At 66.9% G+C, this 16,364-nt stretch carries 17 protein-coding genes and 2 tRNA genes; 9 read left to right on the forward strand and 10 right to left on the reverse strand.

The window, feature by feature from the left end:
- From HWX08_RS10495 to HWX08_RS10520, 6 genes are all read left to right on the forward strand, one after another.
- A tRNA-Ser gene (locus HWX08_RS10495) sits at positions 1-88 on the forward strand.
- A 140-nt stretch (positions 89-228) separates the two neighbouring features.
- Positions 229-624, forward strand: coding sequence for a hypothetical protein (locus HWX08_RS10500; RefSeq protein WP_174919502.1), 396 nt, complete (start codon positions 229-231; stop codon positions 622-624).
- 232 nt (positions 625-856) lie between these two features.
- A complete protein-coding gene (locus HWX08_RS10505) occupies positions 857-1,150 on the forward strand; it encodes a hypothetical protein (protein WP_174919503.1) in 294 nt (97 codons plus the stop codon).
- A 332-nt stretch (positions 1,151-1,482) separates the two neighbouring features.
- Entirely contained in the window at positions 1,483-1,974 is a 492-nt protein-coding gene (locus HWX08_RS10510) for an energy transducer TonB family protein (protein WP_069256036.1), read from the forward strand.
- Positions 1,975-2,276: 302 nt separating this feature from the next.
- Entirely contained in the window at positions 2,277-3,587 is a 1,311-nt protein-coding gene (locus HWX08_RS10515; RefSeq protein ID WP_174919504.1) for an MFS transporter, read from the forward strand.
- 104 nt (positions 3,588-3,691) lie between these two features.
- Positions 3,692-3,871 carry a hypothetical protein gene (locus HWX08_RS10520; RefSeq protein ID WP_021164136.1) on the forward strand — a complete coding sequence of 60 codons (180 nt, stop codon included), beginning with the start codon at positions 3,692-3,694 and terminating at the stop codon, positions 3,869-3,871.
- Positions 3,872-3,889: 18 nt separating this feature from the next.
- Here HWX08_RS10520 and waaC read toward each other — a convergent pair whose 3' ends face one another.
- Positions 3,890-4,888 (reverse strand): lipopolysaccharide heptosyltransferase I, encoded by a 999-nt coding sequence (waaC, locus tag HWX08_RS10525; protein ID WP_174919505.1) that lies wholly within the window; start codon positions 4,886-4,888, stop codon positions 3,890-3,892.
- 171 nt (positions 4,889-5,059) lie between these two features.
- Between waaC and HWX08_RS10530 the strand changes: the two genes are divergently transcribed.
- Positions 5,060-6,628 (forward strand): chloride channel protein, encoded by a 1,569-nt coding sequence (locus HWX08_RS10530; protein WP_174919506.1) that lies wholly within the window; start codon positions 5,060-5,062, stop codon positions 6,626-6,628.
- 116 nt (positions 6,629-6,744) lie between these two features.
- On the opposite strand, the gene HWX08_RS10535 is transcribed toward HWX08_RS10530, so the two are convergent.
- The 5 genes from HWX08_RS10535 to HWX08_RS10555 form a co-directional block, all read right to left on the reverse strand.
- Positions 6,745-7,146, reverse strand: coding sequence for a YXWGXW repeat-containing protein (locus tag HWX08_RS10535; protein ID WP_107310942.1), 402 nt, complete (start codon positions 7,144-7,146; stop codon positions 6,745-6,747).
- A gap of 159 nt (positions 7,147-7,305) precedes the next feature.
- Positions 7,306-7,560, reverse strand: a complete 255-nt coding sequence (gene minE, locus HWX08_RS10540) for a cell division topological specificity factor MinE (protein WP_006400798.1) — start codon at positions 7,558-7,560, stop codon at positions 7,306-7,308.
- Positions 7,561-7,572: 12 nt separating this feature from the next.
- Positions 7,573-8,388 (reverse strand): septum site-determining protein MinD, encoded by an 816-nt coding sequence (gene minD / locus HWX08_RS10545; protein WP_059235599.1) that lies wholly within the window; start codon positions 8,386-8,388, stop codon positions 7,573-7,575.
- A gap of 60 nt (positions 8,389-8,448) precedes the next feature.
- Complete coding sequence (minC, locus tag HWX08_RS10550) at positions 8,449-9,234, reverse strand: septum site-determining protein MinC (protein WP_069256031.1); 786 nt, start codon at positions 9,232-9,234, stop codon at positions 8,449-8,451.
- A gap of 166 nt (positions 9,235-9,400) precedes the next feature.
- Complete coding sequence (locus tag HWX08_RS10555) at positions 9,401-9,913, reverse strand: GNAT family N-acetyltransferase (RefSeq protein ID WP_069256030.1); 513 nt, start codon at positions 9,911-9,913, stop codon at positions 9,401-9,403.
- Between the two features lie 657 nt (positions 9,914-10,570).
- Here HWX08_RS10555 and HWX08_RS10560 point away from each other — a divergent pair.
- A complete protein-coding gene (locus HWX08_RS10560; protein WP_174919507.1) occupies positions 10,571-11,731 on the forward strand; it encodes an alkane 1-monooxygenase in 1,161 nt (386 codons plus the stop codon).
- Between the two features lie 247 nt (positions 11,732-11,978).
- Here HWX08_RS10560 and HWX08_RS10565 read toward each other — a convergent pair.
- Together HWX08_RS10565 and serS are read right to left on the reverse strand one after the other, a co-directional pair.
- Positions 11,979-12,069, reverse strand: a tRNA-Ser gene (locus tag HWX08_RS10565).
- A gap of 136 nt (positions 12,070-12,205) precedes the next feature.
- The gene (gene serS / locus HWX08_RS10570; protein WP_174919508.1) at positions 12,206-13,507 is read right to left on the reverse strand and encodes a serine--tRNA ligase; all 1,302 of its coding nucleotides are present in this window, start codon (positions 13,505-13,507) and stop codon (positions 12,206-12,208) included.
- Positions 13,508-13,769: 262 nt separating this feature from the next.
- Between serS and HWX08_RS10575 the strand changes: the two genes are divergently transcribed.
- Positions 13,770-14,036 (forward strand): DUF2164 domain-containing protein, encoded by a 267-nt coding sequence (locus HWX08_RS10575; protein ID WP_011351259.1) that lies wholly within the window; start codon positions 13,770-13,772, stop codon positions 14,034-14,036.
- 46 nt (positions 14,037-14,082) lie between these two features.
- On the opposite strand, the gene HWX08_RS10580 is transcribed toward HWX08_RS10575, so the two are convergent.
- Positions 14,083-15,393 (reverse strand): replication-associated recombination protein A, encoded by a 1,311-nt coding sequence (locus HWX08_RS10580; protein WP_069256027.1) that lies wholly within the window; start codon positions 15,391-15,393, stop codon positions 14,083-14,085.
- Between the two features lie 241 nt (positions 15,394-15,634).
- On the reverse strand, positions 15,635-16,324 hold the full coding sequence (gene lolA / locus HWX08_RS10585; RefSeq protein ID WP_069256026.1) for an outer membrane lipoprotein chaperone LolA: 690 nt from the start codon (positions 16,322-16,324) through the stop codon (positions 15,635-15,637).
- Positions 16,325-16,364: the final 40 nt, after the last annotated feature.

Consider the following 16,364-nt stretch of genomic DNA (forward strand, 5'->3'; position numbering starts at 1 on the left):
GGAAGCGTGGCCGAGCGGTTTAAGGCACCGGTCTTGAAAACCGGCGACGGGAAACTGTCCGTGAGTTCGAATCTCACCGCTTCCGCCAGGAAGTTCGCCAAGCCCCGTCCATTCGCCGAATGACGGGGTTTTTTGTTGTCCGCCCACACCCTTCCCCGTCGTCGCGACGCGTCGCGCCGGATGCCGTTACAATCCGGCGCTCCGATCCGCGAAACGGGAAACCACGTCATGAAGCCCTTCATCGTCTCGTCGCTCGCCGCGCTGCTGGTTGCCGTCGGCACGCAGGCGACGGCCGACACCGCCGCCGGCAGCGACGCGCAAGCGTCTTGCGCGATCGCAAACGTGACCGGCGTCGGCGGTTCGCCGCGCGGCCTGAGCGAATATCTCGCGAGCCCGTCGCCCTACAACTACCTGAAGGACAACGACCTCCAGTGCAAGGTGGGCGACGACGGGCGCACGTCGAACTGCACCGGCGTGACCTACCTCCGGAACGAACAGGTCAGCGTGTACGACGATTCCGATCCGGCGACGCTGACCGTCGTCGCACGCGTGGAACTCGATCACGGCCAGAAATACCCGGTGATCATCGTCGTGCAGCGCAAGGACGCGCGCTGCAAGCCATGATGCGGCGCCGCGCGCGAACGCGCTCGTCGAATCGGCCCGGATGTTCACGCCGGGCCTCGCGCGGCACCTGAGCAGCAGGCACGAGCAGCGGCCCGTCGTCGCGCCGCACCGCGCCGGTAGCCTCCCCGCCGGCCGCCCGATCACCTAGAATTCGATCATCACGGCGACACGACCGCCGCCGCGTACTCGATGCCGCGCGCGCCACCCCTGCGTGCGGTACACGGAGATCGCCATGACCGAACTGTCGACCCCGACGGAATCCGTCGATTACGAAGGCTTCGAGATCCATGTCGTGCCGGCCGCCGCGCCCGGCAGCGACACGCGCTACACCTACACCGGCTACGTATGCCATCCGGGCGCGAATCCCGCCTTGCCCGGCCACGCGGTGCCGTTCCATGCGGACGGCGAGGAAAGCTTCGCGAGTCTCGACGAAGCCGTCCACGAAGCCGTGCACATCGGCAAGAGCATCATCGACGGCACGCACCCCGACCTGTCGATCCTGTCGCTCGTCACGCACGGCTTCTGAACCGGGCAGCACGCGTCGCAGATTGCGCAGGCGCAGGCAGCGGCGCTACCCGCAGCAATCGCCGGGGCCGGCCGGATCGTCGCCACCGGCTGACGTACCGCACGCGTGTCTGTCTTTCTTGCAGGCTTGCATCACGCATGCTGCGATGCGCTCGTTCCGTATGCCGTGCGAGCATGCCGTCACATGTCACGTCACAACGCGATGCGCGGGCGCGCGCCCTCGTCGTCATCAACGATAGCGACATCCGGTATCGCCCGTTATGCGTTTCTCCCGATATCGGCTTGCGTCCGTGCGCCTATCATTTTTTTATAGTCACTTCCGGCTAGCCTCCCATGCGCCCCCTTCCCCGTCCGCGCGTCGACCGGCTGCACGCAGTTGCACTGGCCGCCGTCGCCCTGCTCGCGGCGTGTACGATCACGCCGCCTCCGTCGTTGCGCTCGGTCCTGACGATTCCGTCGATCACCCGCAGCGGCAGCCTCGATCAGTACCGCGTCGAAGTCGCGCAGCGTGTCGCCGAACGCAATCCGTCCGGCATGCTGCACGGCACACCTCAGGCGATGCTCCGCTCGCTCGTCGTCGTGGCCTTCACCGTCGACGGCAGCGGCCGGCTCGTCAACGCGTCCGTCTACCGCAGCAACGGCGACAGCGAGGCGGAAGCGCTCGCGCTCGCGTCGCTGCGCCGCTCGGCGCCGCTGCCGCCGCCCCCGTCGCGACTGCTCGACGGCAACGGCCGGCTCGAATTGATGGAAGGCTGGCTGTTCAACGACGACGGCCACTTCCAGTTGCAAAGCACCGCATCGGCGCAGGCGCAATCGATCGACTGACCGGCCGCCGCCGCGCGATTGCCGGCGCGCGGCCGCGCTGGCTATAATTTTCCGCAATCGCGCGGCCATCACGCCGCGCGCACGTTCGCGCGCCGCACCCGGCATGCGAGCCGACCATGCCGGCATCGGGCGGCGGCGACGTACCCGTCTCCATCGTCGACCGGCGGGTGACGTCCGCGCCACGGCGCGCGCTCACGCCGCCACCGCGTCATCCGCATCATTCGCTCGGCTGCCCGCGACAGGCGTCTGCCTGCCCGACCGCACGCTCAGCCGACCGCCCCAACGACAAAACGGAGACATCCATGTCCGCATCCCCCCCGACCGTTGCACACGCAACCGGTTCGGCCGGCGCCGTCAGCCACCGGCGCATCGTGTTCGCGAGTTTCATCGGCACCGCGATCGAGTTCTACGATTTCTACGTGTACGCAACGGCCGCCGCGCTCGTCATCGGCCCGGTCTTCTTCCCGCACGGCTCCGCGACCGCGCAGGCGCTGTCCGCGTTCGTCACGTTCGGCATCGCGTTCATCGCCCGCCCGATCGGCTCGTTCCTGTTCGGGCACTTCGGCGACCGCATCGGCCGCAAGTCGACGCTCGTCGCGTCACTGCTCGTGATGGGCGTATCCACCACCGCAATCGGCTTCGTGCCCGGCTATGACACGATCGGCGCGCTTGCGCCGGTGCTGCTGTGCGTACTGCGCTTCGGCCAGGGGATCGGCCTCGGTGGCGAATGGGGCGGCGCCGCACTGCTCGCGACCGAGCATGCGCCGCAGGGCAAGCGCGGCTGGTTCGGGATGTTCCCGCAGCTCGGGCCCTCGGTCGGCTTCCTGATGTCGAACGGCCTGTTCTTCGCGCTCGCGCTGTCGCTGTCCGACGAGCAGTTCCGCAGCTGGGGCTGGCGCATCCCGTTCCTCGTCAGCGCGGTGCTCGTCGCGCTCGGCCTGTACGTCCGGCTCAAGATCACCGAAACGCCCGCGTTCCAGGCCGCGCTCGATCGCAACGAGCGCGTGCGCGTGCCGGTCGCGACGCTCGTCACGCAACACTGGCAGCCGACGCTGCTCGGTGCGCTCGCGATGGTCGTCTGCTACACGCTGTTCTACATCTCGACGGTGTTCTCGCTGTCGTACGGCGTGTCGGCGCTGCATATTCCGCGCCAGAGCTTCCTCGGCCTGCTGTGTTTCGCGGTCGTGTTCATGGGGCTCGCGACGCCGCTGTCCGCGTGGGCATCCGACCGCTTCGGCCGCAAGCCGGTGCTCGTCGTCGGTGCGATCGCGGCACTGCTGTCGGGTTTCGCGATGGAGCCGCTGCTCGGCAGCGGCTCGATGCCGCTCGTCGCGCTGTTCCTGACGATCGAGCTGTTCCTGATGGGCGTGACGTTCGCGCCGATGGGCGCGCTGCTGCCGGAACTGTTCCCGACCAACGTCCGCTATACGGGCGCGGGTGTCGCGTACAACCTCGGCGGGATCCTCGGCGCATCGATCGCGCCGTATATCGCGCAGTTGCTGGCGGCGCGCGGCGGGCTGTCGTGGGTGGGCGGCTATGTGTCGGTGGCGGCGGCCATCAGCCTGATCGGCGTGCTGCTGATGCGCGAAACGCGCGACGCGTCGCTCGTCTGACACTCCGGGGCGACCCGGGTTGTGCGGTGGGCGGCGCTGCCTATACTCGATCCTGGGTGCGCCGCCGCGCGCGCCCGGGATCCCGCCCCGAAGGAGCCGCCGCCATGAACATCCGCCTCGGCAATGCCGATCTCGTCCTGATTCTTGCGCTCGCGCTGGGTGGCGCACTGCTGCTCGCGCTGCGCTTCCGGCCGAAGACGTGGCGCGGCCTCGTGTTCGAGGCGCTGCTGGCGAATCTCGCGGCGATCGCCGCCGTCGTCACGGTCGAGGCGCTGCTCGCCTGAGACGCCCGCCGCGCCGCGTCAGGCGGTCAGCCGCGCGCGCTGCGCGCCGTAGGCCGGGGCGACCGCATCGATCGCATCCAGTGCCTGCGCGACCGTCGGCACCGTGCCCGCCTCGCCGATCGACAGCGCATTCGGTGCGCCGCCGATCCCGCAATGGTGCCGCGACGTCGCGACGAAAATCATCACGGCCGGCCGCTGCAGCGCACGCGCCATGTGCACGAACCCCGTGTCGACCCCTACCACGAGCGCAGCCCGGCCGATCGCCGCGCCGAGTTCGCGCACCGTCATCGCGGGCAGCACGACCGCGCCCGGCGCGCGCGCGGCGATGTCCTGCGCATCGTCGTGCTCGGCCGCCGACCCCCACGGCAACAGCACGCGCACGCCGCGCGCCATCATCTGCGTGGCGAGCGCGGCCCAGTGCTCGGCCGGCCATTTCTTGTCCGGGTTGGACGTCGCATGGAACAGCAGCATGAACGGAGCGTCATCGCCCAAGGCCGTCGGCAGGCTCACGTCCTGCGGCGGGACGATGCCGTAGGTGGCGACGCCCTCGGGCACGTAGCCGAGCGCCTCGCCCGCGCTCACGCGCATCCCGTGCCACGCATCGCAGTCCGGCCGCGGGCCGAAACGATGCGAATACACGAAGCGTGCGCCCGTCTCGCCGAGATCCTGCGTCTGGTAGCCGACGCGGCGCGCAGCGCGCGCCAGCGCCGATATGATCGCGCTCTTGTAGACGCCGTGCAGGTCGATCACCGCATCGTAGCGGTGCGCGCGCAGCGCGCCGATCGACGCCGAGATCGCCTTCAGGTCGCCACGATTGCGCAGTTTCTTGAACCGGCGCAGCGGCGCGCACAGGACATGGGTGACGCCCGGATGCCAGCGCACGACCTCCGCACACGATTCGTCCACCGCCCAGTCGACCACGACGCCGGGAAAGGCGCGATGCAGATCGGCGACGACGGGCAACGTCTGGACGACGTCGCCGAGCGACGTCACTTTCACGATGAGGATACGTTTCACGATATGTGGGGATAGACCTGCCAATTTGGCATGCTAACGATGGTTACCCATCGCGAACATTACGCGAGAATTACTTTTGCAACAAAATGCATCTTGGCGGCGAATGATTGCCGCGCCCCGCTCGCATCCGGTTCTTTTTATAATCCGATTTTTGCCTTCCGGCCAGCGTCGATGCCACGCCCCGCGCTTCCCGCCCTGTTTCCCGCCCTCACCCGCCGCTCGCTGAGAATCTGGCGCCAGTACGGCGTTTTCTGGCTCGGCGCCATCGTCGTCGGCCTCGCGGCCGTGCTCTACGCGAGGCTGATCGACTGGGGCTACGAAACCTTTCGCACGATGCGCGATCACGCCGCGTGGCTGCCGCTGCTGCTGACGCCGGCCATCGCCGCGCTGTCGGTATGGATCACGCGCCGCTTCTTCCGCGGCGCCGAGGGCAGCGGCATCCCGCAGGTGATCGCGACGCTGCATGCACGCCCGAGCGCGTTCGGCGCCCGGCTGCTAACGCTGCGCATCCTGTTCGGCAAGGTGCTGGTGTCGTTCCTGGGCATCCTGGGCGGCTTCACGATCGGCCGCGAAGGGCCGACCGTGCAGGTCGGCGCGGCGCTGATGTTCAATCTGCGGCGCTTCTACCCGCGCTCGAACGCGCAGATCGAACGCCAGCTGGTACTGGCCGGCGCGGCGGCCGGGCTGTCGGCCGCGTTCAATACGCCGCTCGCCGGGATCGTGTTCGCGATCGAGGAGCTGACACGCAGCTTCTCCGCGCGCGCCAGCGGGGTGCTGATCACCGCGATCATCCTCGCCGGCGTCGTCGCGCTCGGCCTGAACGGTAATTACACGTATTTCGGCACGATCGATGCCGGCCCCCATTTCCCGAAGCTGCTCGCGCTCGCCGTGCTGGTCACCGCGATCGTGACGGGGATCGCGGGCGGCCTGTTCTGCTGGCTGCTGCTCAACACGGGGCGCTGGCTGCCCGCGCGACTGCTCGACCTGTATCGCGAGCGGCCGATCGCGTTCGCCGCGCTGTGCGGCTTCACGATCGCCGTCGTCGGCCTCGTATCGGGCGGCACGACTTTCGGCAGCGGCTATGCCGAAGCGCGCGGCCTGCTCGACGGCAGCCAGCATCTGTCGGTGTTCTATCCGTTCCTGAAGATGGCATCGATGGTCGCGTCGTACCTGCCGGGCATCCCGGGCGGCATCTTCGCGCCGTCGCTGTCTATCGGCGCCGGGTTCGGCAACCTGTTGCATGGGGTGTTCAGCAACATGAGCCTGCCGATGCTGATCGCGCTCGCGATGGTCGGCTATATGGCGGCCGTCACGCAGTCGCCGATCACGTCGTTCGTGATCGTGATGGAGATGATCAACGGTCACGCGCTCGTGATTTCGCTGATGGCGACCGCTCTGGTGTCGAGCCGCGTATCGCGCTTCTTCGCGCCGCCGCTGTACGAATCGCTCGCCCAGCGCTATCTCGCGCCGCCCGTCTCGGCCGCGGAACCGGCTGCCGCATCGGCGGCAAGTATGACGATGGGAACCGGCGTCACCGAGCCGCAGGATGCGGCCGCCGCGCCCGCCGATCCGCTCGACACGCTGCGCGACGAAGGCGATGACGGCAACGAAGCGACGGCCGCCGTGTCTGTCGACGGCGCGGTCGATGGCGCGGCTGACGCACCGGCGCCGCGCGACGATGCGCCGGCTGCAGCCGACACGAACGGCCCGGCGCAGCCCGGCCCGCGCGACGCTCAGTAGATCACGACGGGGGCCGGCCGGTAATACACGGGCCGCGCCGGCACGACGATGCAGCCGGCCAGCGTGATCGCGACGAGCGCGATGGCGATTGCGGTTCTTTTCATCGCCCGCCTCCGTCACGCCCAGTGGCCACGGGTCCAGAACCAGTTCGGACCGCGCTGGTCCCAATGGCCCGGCACCCATCGCATGCCGACGCGCTCGGCTTCCCAGTGGCCGCCGATCCACACGTAGCGGCCATGCTCCCAGTGCCAGTGCCCACGGTCCCACACGTAGCCCACGCGGGCGGCCGGCACGACCTCGTAGCGCACCGGCGGCGGCGCGTTCGGCGCAACGACGACGATTTCCTCGGTACGCACGGCCACCGGCTCGGCGACGACCACACGCCCCTGCGGCGCGATCACGGGCGTGCCGACGAGAATCTCGTCCGCATGCGCGGCGAGCGGTGCGACGACGGCTGACAGGCCCGCGGCACACAGCGCGAGCGAAACGATACGACGTTGAACGGTAGAGACAGCCATCACAACCTCCAGGTTGAACAAGTTACGCGAGCGTATTCGTTCAATGCGGGAGGCGCGGTAACGGCCGACAGACGCCGTGTTACGGCGTGCCCGAAAGTGCAACAGGGCGTAAGACGCGCACGGCGGCGAATGCCGCCGTGCGGGGGGATACTGCGACGGTCAGGCTTGCGGGATCTCGATCTTCACTTCGAGGACTTCGAGATCGTCCTGGCGCTCGAGGCTCACGCGGATGTCATCGTTCGAAATTTGGACGTACTTCGAGATGACCGCGACCAGCTCCTTCTGCAGCGCCGGCAGGTAATCGGCCGGCGGCCGGCCGCCGACGCGCTCGTGCGCGATGATGAGCTGCAGGCGCTCCTTCGCGACCGATGCGGACTTCTTCTTCTCGCCGAGGAGAAACGAAAGGATGGACATGAGCGGCCTCCGTTACTTGCTGCCGAAGAGGCGCTGCAGCAGGCCCGGCTTCTGGTAATCGGTGAAGCGCAGCGGCTTGTCTTCGCCGAGGAAGCGCGAGACGACGTCCTTGTACGCTTCAGCGACGTCGGTGCCGTCGATGTGCACGGCCGGCAGACCCTGGTTCGACGCATGCAGCACGGCTTCCGATTCGGGCACCACGCCGATCAGCTTGATGCGCAGGATCTCGCTGATGTCCTCGAGCGACAGCATCTCGCCTTCGCTCACGCGCTTCGGGCTGTAGCGCGTGATCAGCAGATGCTCCTTGATCGGATCCTTGCCTTCGGTCGCGCGCTTCGTCTTCGACGACAGGATGCCGAGAATGCGGTCCGAGTCGCGCACCGACGACACTTCCGGGTTCGTGACGATCAGCGCTTCGTCCGCGAAGTACATCGCGTGCAGCGCGCCCGCCTCGATACCGGCCGGCGAATCGCAGACGATGAATTCGAAGTCCATCGCGACGAGGTCGTTCAGCACCTTCTCGACGCCGTCGCGGGTCAGCGCATCCTTGTCGCGCGTCTGCGACGCCGGCAGGATGAACAGGTTCTCGCACTTCTTGTCCTTGATCAGCGCCTGGTTCAGGTTCGCTTCGCCCTGGATCACGTTCACGAGGTCATACACCACGCGGCGCTCGCAGCCCATGATGAGATCGAGGTTGCGCAGGCCGACGTCGAAGTCGATCACGGCCGTCTTGTGGCCGCGCAGCGCGAGACCGGACGCGAAGCTCGCGCTCGTCGTCGTCTTGCCCACGCCGCCCTTGCCCGAGGTCACCACGATGATTTTTGCCATTTACCCAATACCCTGTGTTCGTCAATGAGAGCCGATCGATCCGGAGCGCACCGCGTGTCGTTACGTCAGGCGCAGCGGTTCGATCATCAGTTTTTCCTCTTCGAGCCGGATCTGCACCGATTTGCCCAGAACTTCAGCGGGCAGCGGGTTCTCGGTTGTCCGATAGATACCCGCGATCGAAATCAGTTCCGGCTCCAGACACGTGCAGAAAATGCGCGCGTCGTGATTGCCGTGCACGCCCGCGAGTGCGCGGCCGCGCAACGGCGCGTAGATGTGGATGTTGCCTTCCGCGATGATTTCCGCACCGTGACTGACCGGCGCGAGCACCACGAGGTCTCCTTTCGCGTAAATCTGCTGCCCCGAACGCAACGGCCGGTCGATCACCAGCGTCTGGCCGCCGGCCTGCGAGAGCGTCGGCGTGGCGTCCGACGACTGTTCGGGCACCGCTGCGGCTGCCGCAGCGGCGGCGGGCTCGACGGCTGGCACAGCCGCCGGTTCCGCTTCGTCGGTATGTTTCGCGGCCGGCGCGCGGCGGTCGCGCGCCTCCAGCAACGGCAGGCCGGCTTCCCCCGCCCAGCCCTGCGTGGCCAGTGCGACGACACCCACCGGCCGCATCCGCACGTCGTTCAACATCTGGCGGATGTCCGCGAGCGCGACGCGTTCGCCGTCAGCCAGGCGGCGGACGTCGATCGCGACGACATCGTCGGCGAAAAACTCGGGAGTCGCTTCGAAGCGCTTGACCAGTTCGGTACGCAACGCATCGAGATCGGTCGTCTTCACGGTGAACAGCAACGTATCGACCGATCCGCTGCGCAGCTCGAAGAATGGCGATTTTTTAAGCGACATGGACACTCTGCAAAAATTTTTTGCGTATTTTACAGGCGTCCACGCGCGCGGCCATTATTTTTGGGGAACCGGGTGGCGGCAGCCCGGGCGGTTGCACAACCGGCTGGCGCGCAGGCAGGCGGGCCGGACCTTCATCGCGCCGCGCGGCCCGCGTTCCGACGCGGGGTCAGTGCTTCACCCGCGACACGTACAGCGATTTCATCGCGCCGGGCATCCGTGCGATCGGCGCGTGTTCGCCGGTGTTGCCGAAACCCGCGCGCTCGTAGAAGCGAATCGCGTTGCGGTTCGCATCGGCGATCCATGCGTAGACGTCGCTCGCGCCGCGCTCGGCGAGCCATGCGGTGGCCGTCTCCAGCAGCAGCACGCCGCCGCGCAGATGACGCACCGCGTGCGCGACCCACAGCTCGCTGACGAACGCACGCCGATCGGGCGTGTTGTCGAAATAGGCGCCGATCATGCCGGCCGGATGGCCCTCGGTGTACAGCAGGAAAGTCGTCGATTCGTCGGACACGGCGCGCTGCGCGGCAATCGCCGACGCTGCGTCCGTTTCGACGTTCAGCAATTCGGCCTCCGGCGCTTCGCCGGGCGCATAGGGCTCACGCAACGATGCGGCGCGGAGTTCGCGATACACGCCGCCCTGGTCGGCAACGATACGACGAACGGTCAAGGTCGAACTCATGCAGGCACAGCCCCCTTCGGACAGCAAGCTACTAGCTTCAACCGAAAGCGGGGCATGAGTCAAATCGTTATTTTCAAATGGCGGCGCGAATCGAAAGGCGGCAGCGGGCGTGCGGCCGGTCGGTGTGCAGGTGCAGCATCGCCCACGCGATGCAGGCAAGCGGACGACCGCCCAAACGGCTTCGTTCGACGCATCGCGCCGATCGCCTTGCGACATCAGGCAGTCGCCGGTTCGACGCTGCGCCATTCAACACAGAAGGCGTAATGCTCCGTAATATTGGTAACCCGAACGCAAGCGGGATGGGTACCCGTCACATCTCCCATATTGCGTCGCAACATTTGTTGCGGCCCCGTGGCGCCGAAGCCCGTACCCGTCACGACGCGATATTCGTCTGACCAACCCGTCGTTCACGAGAGCCGATTCGACGTTACGCGCATGTTTCAATCAGCGTGCGTGAGCCCTTCCCTGATTGCGCGGAACGCCCCCTTCCGTTTGGAGCCGCGCGCCTAGCGCCGGAGTTTGGCAAGCGCGCGCGTGGATCGTATAACGGCAGAACCGGGTGACGATCCGGCGCAACCGCACGTGCGTCGCGGACCAACGAGAATTCGAACAACCGTACAGGCGGCCGCCTTCGGGCCGGCCGGCAGGAGGGAGACAATGGCAATGACCGACGGACCGGCTTCGGGCTGGTCGGATGGCAAGCGTTACCTGTGGCTGCTCGGCGCGTTGACGATCACGCTGCCGATCCTTGCCGCGCAGCTCGCGCTGTCGACGGGCCTGCACGTATTCTGGTGGTTCGGCCCGCTGTTCGCGTTCGGCGTAATTCCGATCCTCGACACGCTGATCGGCGACGATCGCGACAATCCGCCCGAGGCCGTCGTGCCGCATCTCGAACGGGAGCGCTATTACCGGCTGATCGTCTATCTCGCGACGTTCGTCGAATACGTCGCGTTCTTCATGTGCGTACGGATCGTCGGCACGCATGCGCTCGCGTGGTACGACTACGTGGGCTTCGCGCTGTCGCTCGGCGCCGCGACGGGCATCTCGATCAATACCGCGCACGAACTCGGGCACAAGACCAACCGCTTCGAGCGCTGGCTCGCGAAGATCACGCTCGCGCCGGTCGCCTATGGCCACTTCTACGTCGAACACAACCGCGGCCATCACGTCCGCGTCGCGACGGCCGAGGATCCGGCGAGCGCACGCTATGGCGAATCGTTCTGGGCGTTCCTGCCGCGCACCGTGACCGGCAGCATCCGCTCGGCGTGGCGGCTCGAGAAGGCCCGCCTCGAACGGCTCGGGCATTCGCCGTGGACCTGGCGCAACGAGGTGCTGCACGCGTGGGCGATGACCGTCGTCGTGTGGGGCATCGCGATCGCGATGGCCGGCAAGGTCGTGATCCCGTTCCTCGTGATCCAGGCCGTCTACGGCGCGTCGCTGCTCGAAGTGGTGAACTACGTCGAGCACTACGGGCTCGGCCGCCGCAAGCTGCCGAGCGGCCGCTACGAACGCTGCACGCCGCAGCATTCGTGGAACAGCAATCACGTCGTCACCAACCTGTTCCTGTACCAGTTGCAGCGGCACGCCGACCATCACGCGAATCCGACGCGCTCGTACCAGGCGCTGCGCCACTTCGACGATTCGCCGCAACTGCCGGCCGGCTACGCGACGATGATCCTGTTCGCGTACGTGCCGCCGCTCTGGTATCGCGTGATGAACCCGCGCGTCGTCGCGCACTACGGAGGCGACATGGCGCAATCGAACATCAAGCCTTCGATCCGCGCCCGGGTGCTCGCGCAATATCCGGCTGCTGCGTGATCGCGGCAGACGGGTCGCGGCAGGCGTGAGCCCGCGCGACGGCGGCGAATGTATCGATCGAACGGTCGGGAGTAGGGATACCGTATAGCGCGCCACAGAACATCGGCAGGCAGCGACGGCGAATGCGAGGGGAATCTCGTAGCTCGGCTTCACGAGCCGTTGCCGCTGCAACGGCCTGCGACACGTCGCGCCGCAGACCCAAAACGAAAAACCCCTTGATCCTTCCGGATCAAGGGGCTTCGTATTTTGGCGGAGAGGGTGGGATTCGAACCCACGGTACGGGGAAACCGTACGCCTGATTTCGAGTCAGGTACATTCGACCACTCTGCCACCTCTCCTTCCTTGCTGCTTTACTGCATTTCGCGTTTGGTCGTTTCCGCGAAAGAAAAGATTATAGAACGATCTCTTCGATGCCTGCAAGCCCCTTTTTGCAAATTTTTTGCGAGGTCTGCAGGCGCCCGCAGGCACGCGAGCTTACGACGCCTGCACCGGCGCGTCGATGCGCTCGATGCCGCCCATGTACGGACGCAGCACTTCCGGCACCGTGACCGAGCCGTCCGCGTTCTGGTAGTTCTCCAGCACCGCGACGAGCGTGCGGCCGACCGCGAGACCCGAACCGTTCAGCGTATGCACGAGCTCGGGTTTGCCCTGCGCGTTGCGGAAACGCGCCTGCATCCGTCGCGCCTGGAACGCCTCGGTGTTCGAGCAGCTCGAGATCTCGCGATAGGTGTTCTGCGCAGGCAGCCACACTTCGAGGTCGAACGTCTTCGCGGCCGAGAAGCCCATGTCGCCCGTGCACAGCGTGATCACGCGATACGGCAGGCCGAGCTTCTGCAGAATCGCTTCCGCATGGCCGACCATCTCGTCGAGCGCCGCGTACGACGTTTCCGGCGCGACGACCTGCACCATTTCGACCTTGTCGAACTGGTGCTGGCGAATCATCCCGCGCGTGTCGCGGCCGTACGAACCGGCTTCCGAGCGGAAGCACGGGGAATGCGCGGTGAGCTTGATCGGCAGCGCGGCTCCGTCGACAATCGATTCGCGCACGGTGTTCGTCAGCGAGATTTCCGACGTGGAAATCAGGTATTGCGTGACCTTGTTCTCCTCGCCACCTTTCTCGACGCGGAACATGTCGTCCGCGAACTTCGGCAGCTGGCCCGTACCGTACAGGATCTCGGGGTTCACGATGTACGGCGTATACGCCTCGGTGTAGCCGTGCTGCTGCGTGTGCGTGTCGATCATGAACTGCGCGAGCGCACGGTGCAGACGGGCAATCGAACCGCGCAGCATCGTGAAGCGCGCGCCGGCGAGCTTCGCGCCGGTCTCGAAATCGAGACCGAGCGGCGTGCCGACGTCGACGTGATCCTTCACCTCGAAGTCGAACGCGCGCGGCGTGCCCCAGCGGCGCACCTCGACGTTGTCGGCTTCGTCCTTGCCGACCGGCACGCTTTCGTGCGCGATGTTCGGCATGCCCAGCAGCAAGTCGGACAGGCGCGCCTGGATGTCGCCAAGCTTGGCTTCCGACGCCTTCATTTCGTCGCCGATCCCGCCGACCTCGGCCATCACGGCCGACGTGTCCTCGCCCTTGCCCTTCATCGCGCCGATCTGCTTCGACAGGCTGTTGCGGCGCGCCTGGAGCTCTTCGGTGCGGGTCTGGATCGCGCGGCGTTCCGCTTCGAGGGCGGAGAACGCGGCGATGTCGAGGGTGTAGCCGCGATCGGCGAGGCGCTGGGCGACGCCGTCGAGGTCTTTGCGCAGCAACTGGATGTCGAGCATGGGAGGACTTGGAGAATCGTTGTGTAAGACGGGAATTCTAACGCACCGCGCGGCCGCCACGGCACTGGCCGGACGGACTATGCTGCAAATGGGCGATGACCGCGGTGCAACGGCCGTGGCAGTATCGCATTGCCGGTTCGCCCTTCGGCACCGTCGAGTCGCGCGGCATCGAAGCGCCGCGGATCGCAAAACACCCGTGCGTGCGCGCAGCAGCGCATCGAACGGCGCACCTGCCGCCCGCCACACCCCCCCAAGGAATCCGATGGCCATCGAACTGGACAAGGACGTACGCGATCGCGCGATCGCGTCGCTGCAACGCTATTTCACGGAAAACATGGACGAGCCGATCGGCAATATCCAGGCTGGCGCGCTGCTGCACTTCTTCGTCGAGGAGATCGCGCCCGCGATCTACAACCTCGCGATCGCCGATGCGCAGCAGAGCCTGCACGCCCGCGTAACCGAGCTCGACATCGAGTGCCATCAGGAGCCGTTCGGCTACTGGAAGAAGCAGCCGGCACGCAAGCGCTGATGCGTTCGCGACGGCACCGGCGCGGGCCGCGCCGACCGTCGACTCGTCAGTCCTTCTTGCCGGCTTCGCGATCGAGTTCGCGCAGCCACGCGAGCTTGTCGGCGATCTTCGATTCGAGCCCGCGCGGCACCGGCTTGTACCAGTGCGGTTCGCGCATCCCGTCCGGCAGGTACGTCTCGCCGGCCGCATACGCATTCGGCTCGTCGTGCGCGTAACGGTAGGCGTGGCCGTAGCCGAGTTCCTTCATCAGCTTGGTCGGCGCGTTGCGCAGATGCACGGGTACCTCGCGCGACTTGTCCTGCTTCACGAACGCCATCGCCTGGTTGAACGCGTTGTAGCCCGCGTTGCTCTTCGCCGCGCACGCGAGATAGATCACCGCCTGCCCGAGTGCGAGCTCGCCTTCCGGCGAGCCGAGCCGCTCATACGTCTCGGCCGCATCGTTCGCCATCTGCAGCGCGCGCGGATCGGCGAGGCCGATGTCTTCCCATGCCATCCGCACGATCCGCCGCGCGAGATACTTCGGATCGGCGCCCCCGTCGATCATCCGGCAGAACCAGTACAGCGCGCCGTCCGGGCTCGAGCCGCGCACCGACTTGTGCAGCGCCGAGATCTGGTCGTAGAAGTTGTCGCCGCCCTTGTCGAAGCGCCGTGCGTTCAGCGTCATCGCGCTGCTGACAAAGTCGGCATCGATCGTCGCGACGCCGGCCGACGCGGCCGCCGTCTGCGCCTGCTCGAGCAGGTTCAGGAAACGGCGCGCATCGCCGTCCGCATAGCCGACCAGCGTATCGATCGCCTTGTCGTCGAACGCAAGGCCGTCGAGCGCGATGTCCTGCGCGCGCTTGAGCAACTGGCGCATCTCGTCGTCGTTCAGCGACTTCAGCACGTACACCTGCGCACGCGACAGCAACGCCGAGTTGACCTCGAAGCTCGGGTTCTCGGTCGTCGCGCCGATGAAGGTCACGAGCCCCGACTCGACGAACGGCAGCAACGCGTCCTGCTGCCCCTTGTTGAAGCGGTGGATCTCGTCGACGAACAGGATCGTGTGGCGGCCGGTGCGGTTCAGCGTGTCCTTCGCCTGCTCCATCGACTCGCGGATGTCCTTCACGCCGCCGAGCACCGCGGACAGCGCGATGAACTCGCAGTCGAACGCGAGTGCGGTGAGCCGTGCGAGCGTCGTCTTGCCGACACCGGGCGGCCCCCAAAGAATCATCGAATGCGGCTTGCCCGATTCGAACGCGAGCCGCAGCGGCTTGCCTTCGCCCAGCAAATGCGTCTGGCCGATCACCTCGGCGAGCGTCTTCGGCCGCAGCGCCTCGGCGAGCGGGCGGCGCGGCTCGACTTGAAACAGGTCGGACATGAACCCTCGCTCCACATCAAACGATGGCGGCCGAACCGGCCGCCGGACCCGTCATTATGACAGCCGCACGACGCCGTCGCCGCGCCTGGTGCACGTGCCCGGTGCCCGCGCCTGTTGCACGCGCCCGGTGCCCGCGCCTGTTGCACGCGCCCGGTGCCCGCGCCTGTTGCACGCGCCCCGAAACAACACGGGCCTGCCGTCGCCGGCAGGCCCGTTGCGGAAAAGCGGCGCGCGGCGCCGGTCAGCCGGTAATCACGTCGGCGCCCTTCGGCACCACGAACTTGAACGTATCGCCCTTCAGCGGCGGATTCGTCTGGATGTTCGTAAAGGTCAGCAGCGTGACGTTGCCGAACACGTCGTGCAGCTCCATCGCGGCGAGCGTGCCATTCTTGAAGCCGATGCCGATCCGCTGGAACTGCGTGTCCTGCGCCTTCGGCAGCATCTCGAGCCACTCGATGCCGCCCTTCTCGCCGGCATCGCGCAGCGTGTAGCTCTTGTCGAGATCGTTGCTGCCGAACAGGATCGCGGCGGGGCTCGCGCCCAGCGCGCCGTTCAGCTTGCGCTCGGTGACCTGGTTCAGGTCGCGGTCGTACACGTAAAGCTTGTCGCCGTCGGCCTGCAGCACCTGCTGGTACGGCTTCTGGTACGTCCAGATGAACTTGCCCGGGCGCGCGAACACGAACGTGCCGCTCGAATTGTCGGTGGGCTTCGGCGCGGCCTGCGCAGCACTCGCGCCCTTCGCCGGCGCCTTGACGATCTGTTGCGTGAAGTCGCCCTTCGCCGAACGCACCTGCGACACGAAAGCCTTCAGCTGCTCGGTGCCGCCCGCGAACGCGTGCGTGGCCGCGAGCATCAGCGACGCGCCGGCGAGCGCCGCGCCGAGCCAGCGTCGCGTCGAACGAAGGGACAATGCGAACGAATGTTGCTGCATATTGCGGTTTTCTCCTTGGATGGCCGGCGCTGCGGGCGCC

It is taken from the genome of Burkholderia metallica, assembly GCF_902832845.1.
In the GTDB taxonomy this organism is placed as follows: domain Bacteria; phylum Pseudomonadota; class Gammaproteobacteria; order Burkholderiales; family Burkholderiaceae; genus Burkholderia; species Burkholderia metallica.

Coding starts and splice junctions, on each gene's coding strand:
- HWX08_RS10510 (WP_069256036.1), top strand. CDS start 1,483: ATGCGCCCCCTTCCCCGTCCGCGCGTCGACCGGCTGCACGCAGTTGCA.
- HWX08_RS10560 (WP_174919507.1), top strand. CDS start 10,571: ATGGCAATGACCGACGGACCGGCTTCGGGCTGGTCGGATGGCAAGCGT.
- HWX08_RS10500 (WP_174919502.1), top strand. CDS start 229: ATGAAGCCCTTCATCGTCTCGTCGCTCGCCGCGCTGCTGGTTGCCGTC.
- minE (WP_006400798.1), bottom strand. CDS start 7,560: ATGTCCATCCTTTCGTTTCTCCTCGGCGAGAAGAAGAAGTCCGCATCG.
- HWX08_RS10555 (WP_069256030.1), bottom strand. CDS start 9,913: ATGAGTTCGACCTTGACCGTTCGTCGTATCGTTGCCGACCAGGGCGGC.
- lolA (WP_069256026.1), bottom strand. CDS start 16,324: ATGCAGCAACATTCGTTCGCATTGTCCCTTCGTTCGACGCGACGCTGG.
- HWX08_RS10505 (WP_174919503.1), top strand. CDS start 857: ATGACCGAACTGTCGACCCCGACGGAATCCGTCGATTACGAAGGCTTC.
- HWX08_RS10575 (WP_011351259.1), top strand. CDS start 13,770: ATGGCCATCGAACTGGACAAGGACGTACGCGATCGCGCGATCGCGTCG.
- HWX08_RS10535 (WP_107310942.1), bottom strand. CDS start 7,146: ATGGCTGTCTCTACCGTTCAACGTCGTATCGTTTCGCTCGCGCTGTGT.
- serS (WP_174919508.1), bottom strand. CDS start 13,507: ATGCTCGACATCCAGTTGCTGCGCAAAGACCTCGACGGCGTCGCCCAG.
- HWX08_RS10530 (WP_174919506.1), top strand. CDS start 5,060: ATGCCACGCCCCGCGCTTCCCGCCCTGTTTCCCGCCCTCACCCGCCGC.
- HWX08_RS10580 (WP_069256027.1), bottom strand. CDS start 15,393: ATGTCCGACCTGTTTCAAGTCGAGCCGCGCCGCCCGCTCGCCGAGGCG.
- HWX08_RS10515 (WP_174919504.1), top strand. CDS start 2,277: ATGTCCGCATCCCCCCCGACCGTTGCACACGCAACCGGTTCGGCCGGC.
- minD (WP_059235599.1), bottom strand. CDS start 8,388: ATGGCAAAAATCATCGTGGTGACCTCGGGCAAGGGCGGCGTGGGCAAG.
- HWX08_RS10520 (WP_021164136.1), top strand. CDS start 3,692: ATGAACATCCGCCTCGGCAATGCCGATCTCGTCCTGATTCTTGCGCTC.
- minC (WP_069256031.1), bottom strand. CDS start 9,234: ATGTCGCTTAAAAAATCGCCATTCTTCGAGCTGCGCAGCGGATCGGTC.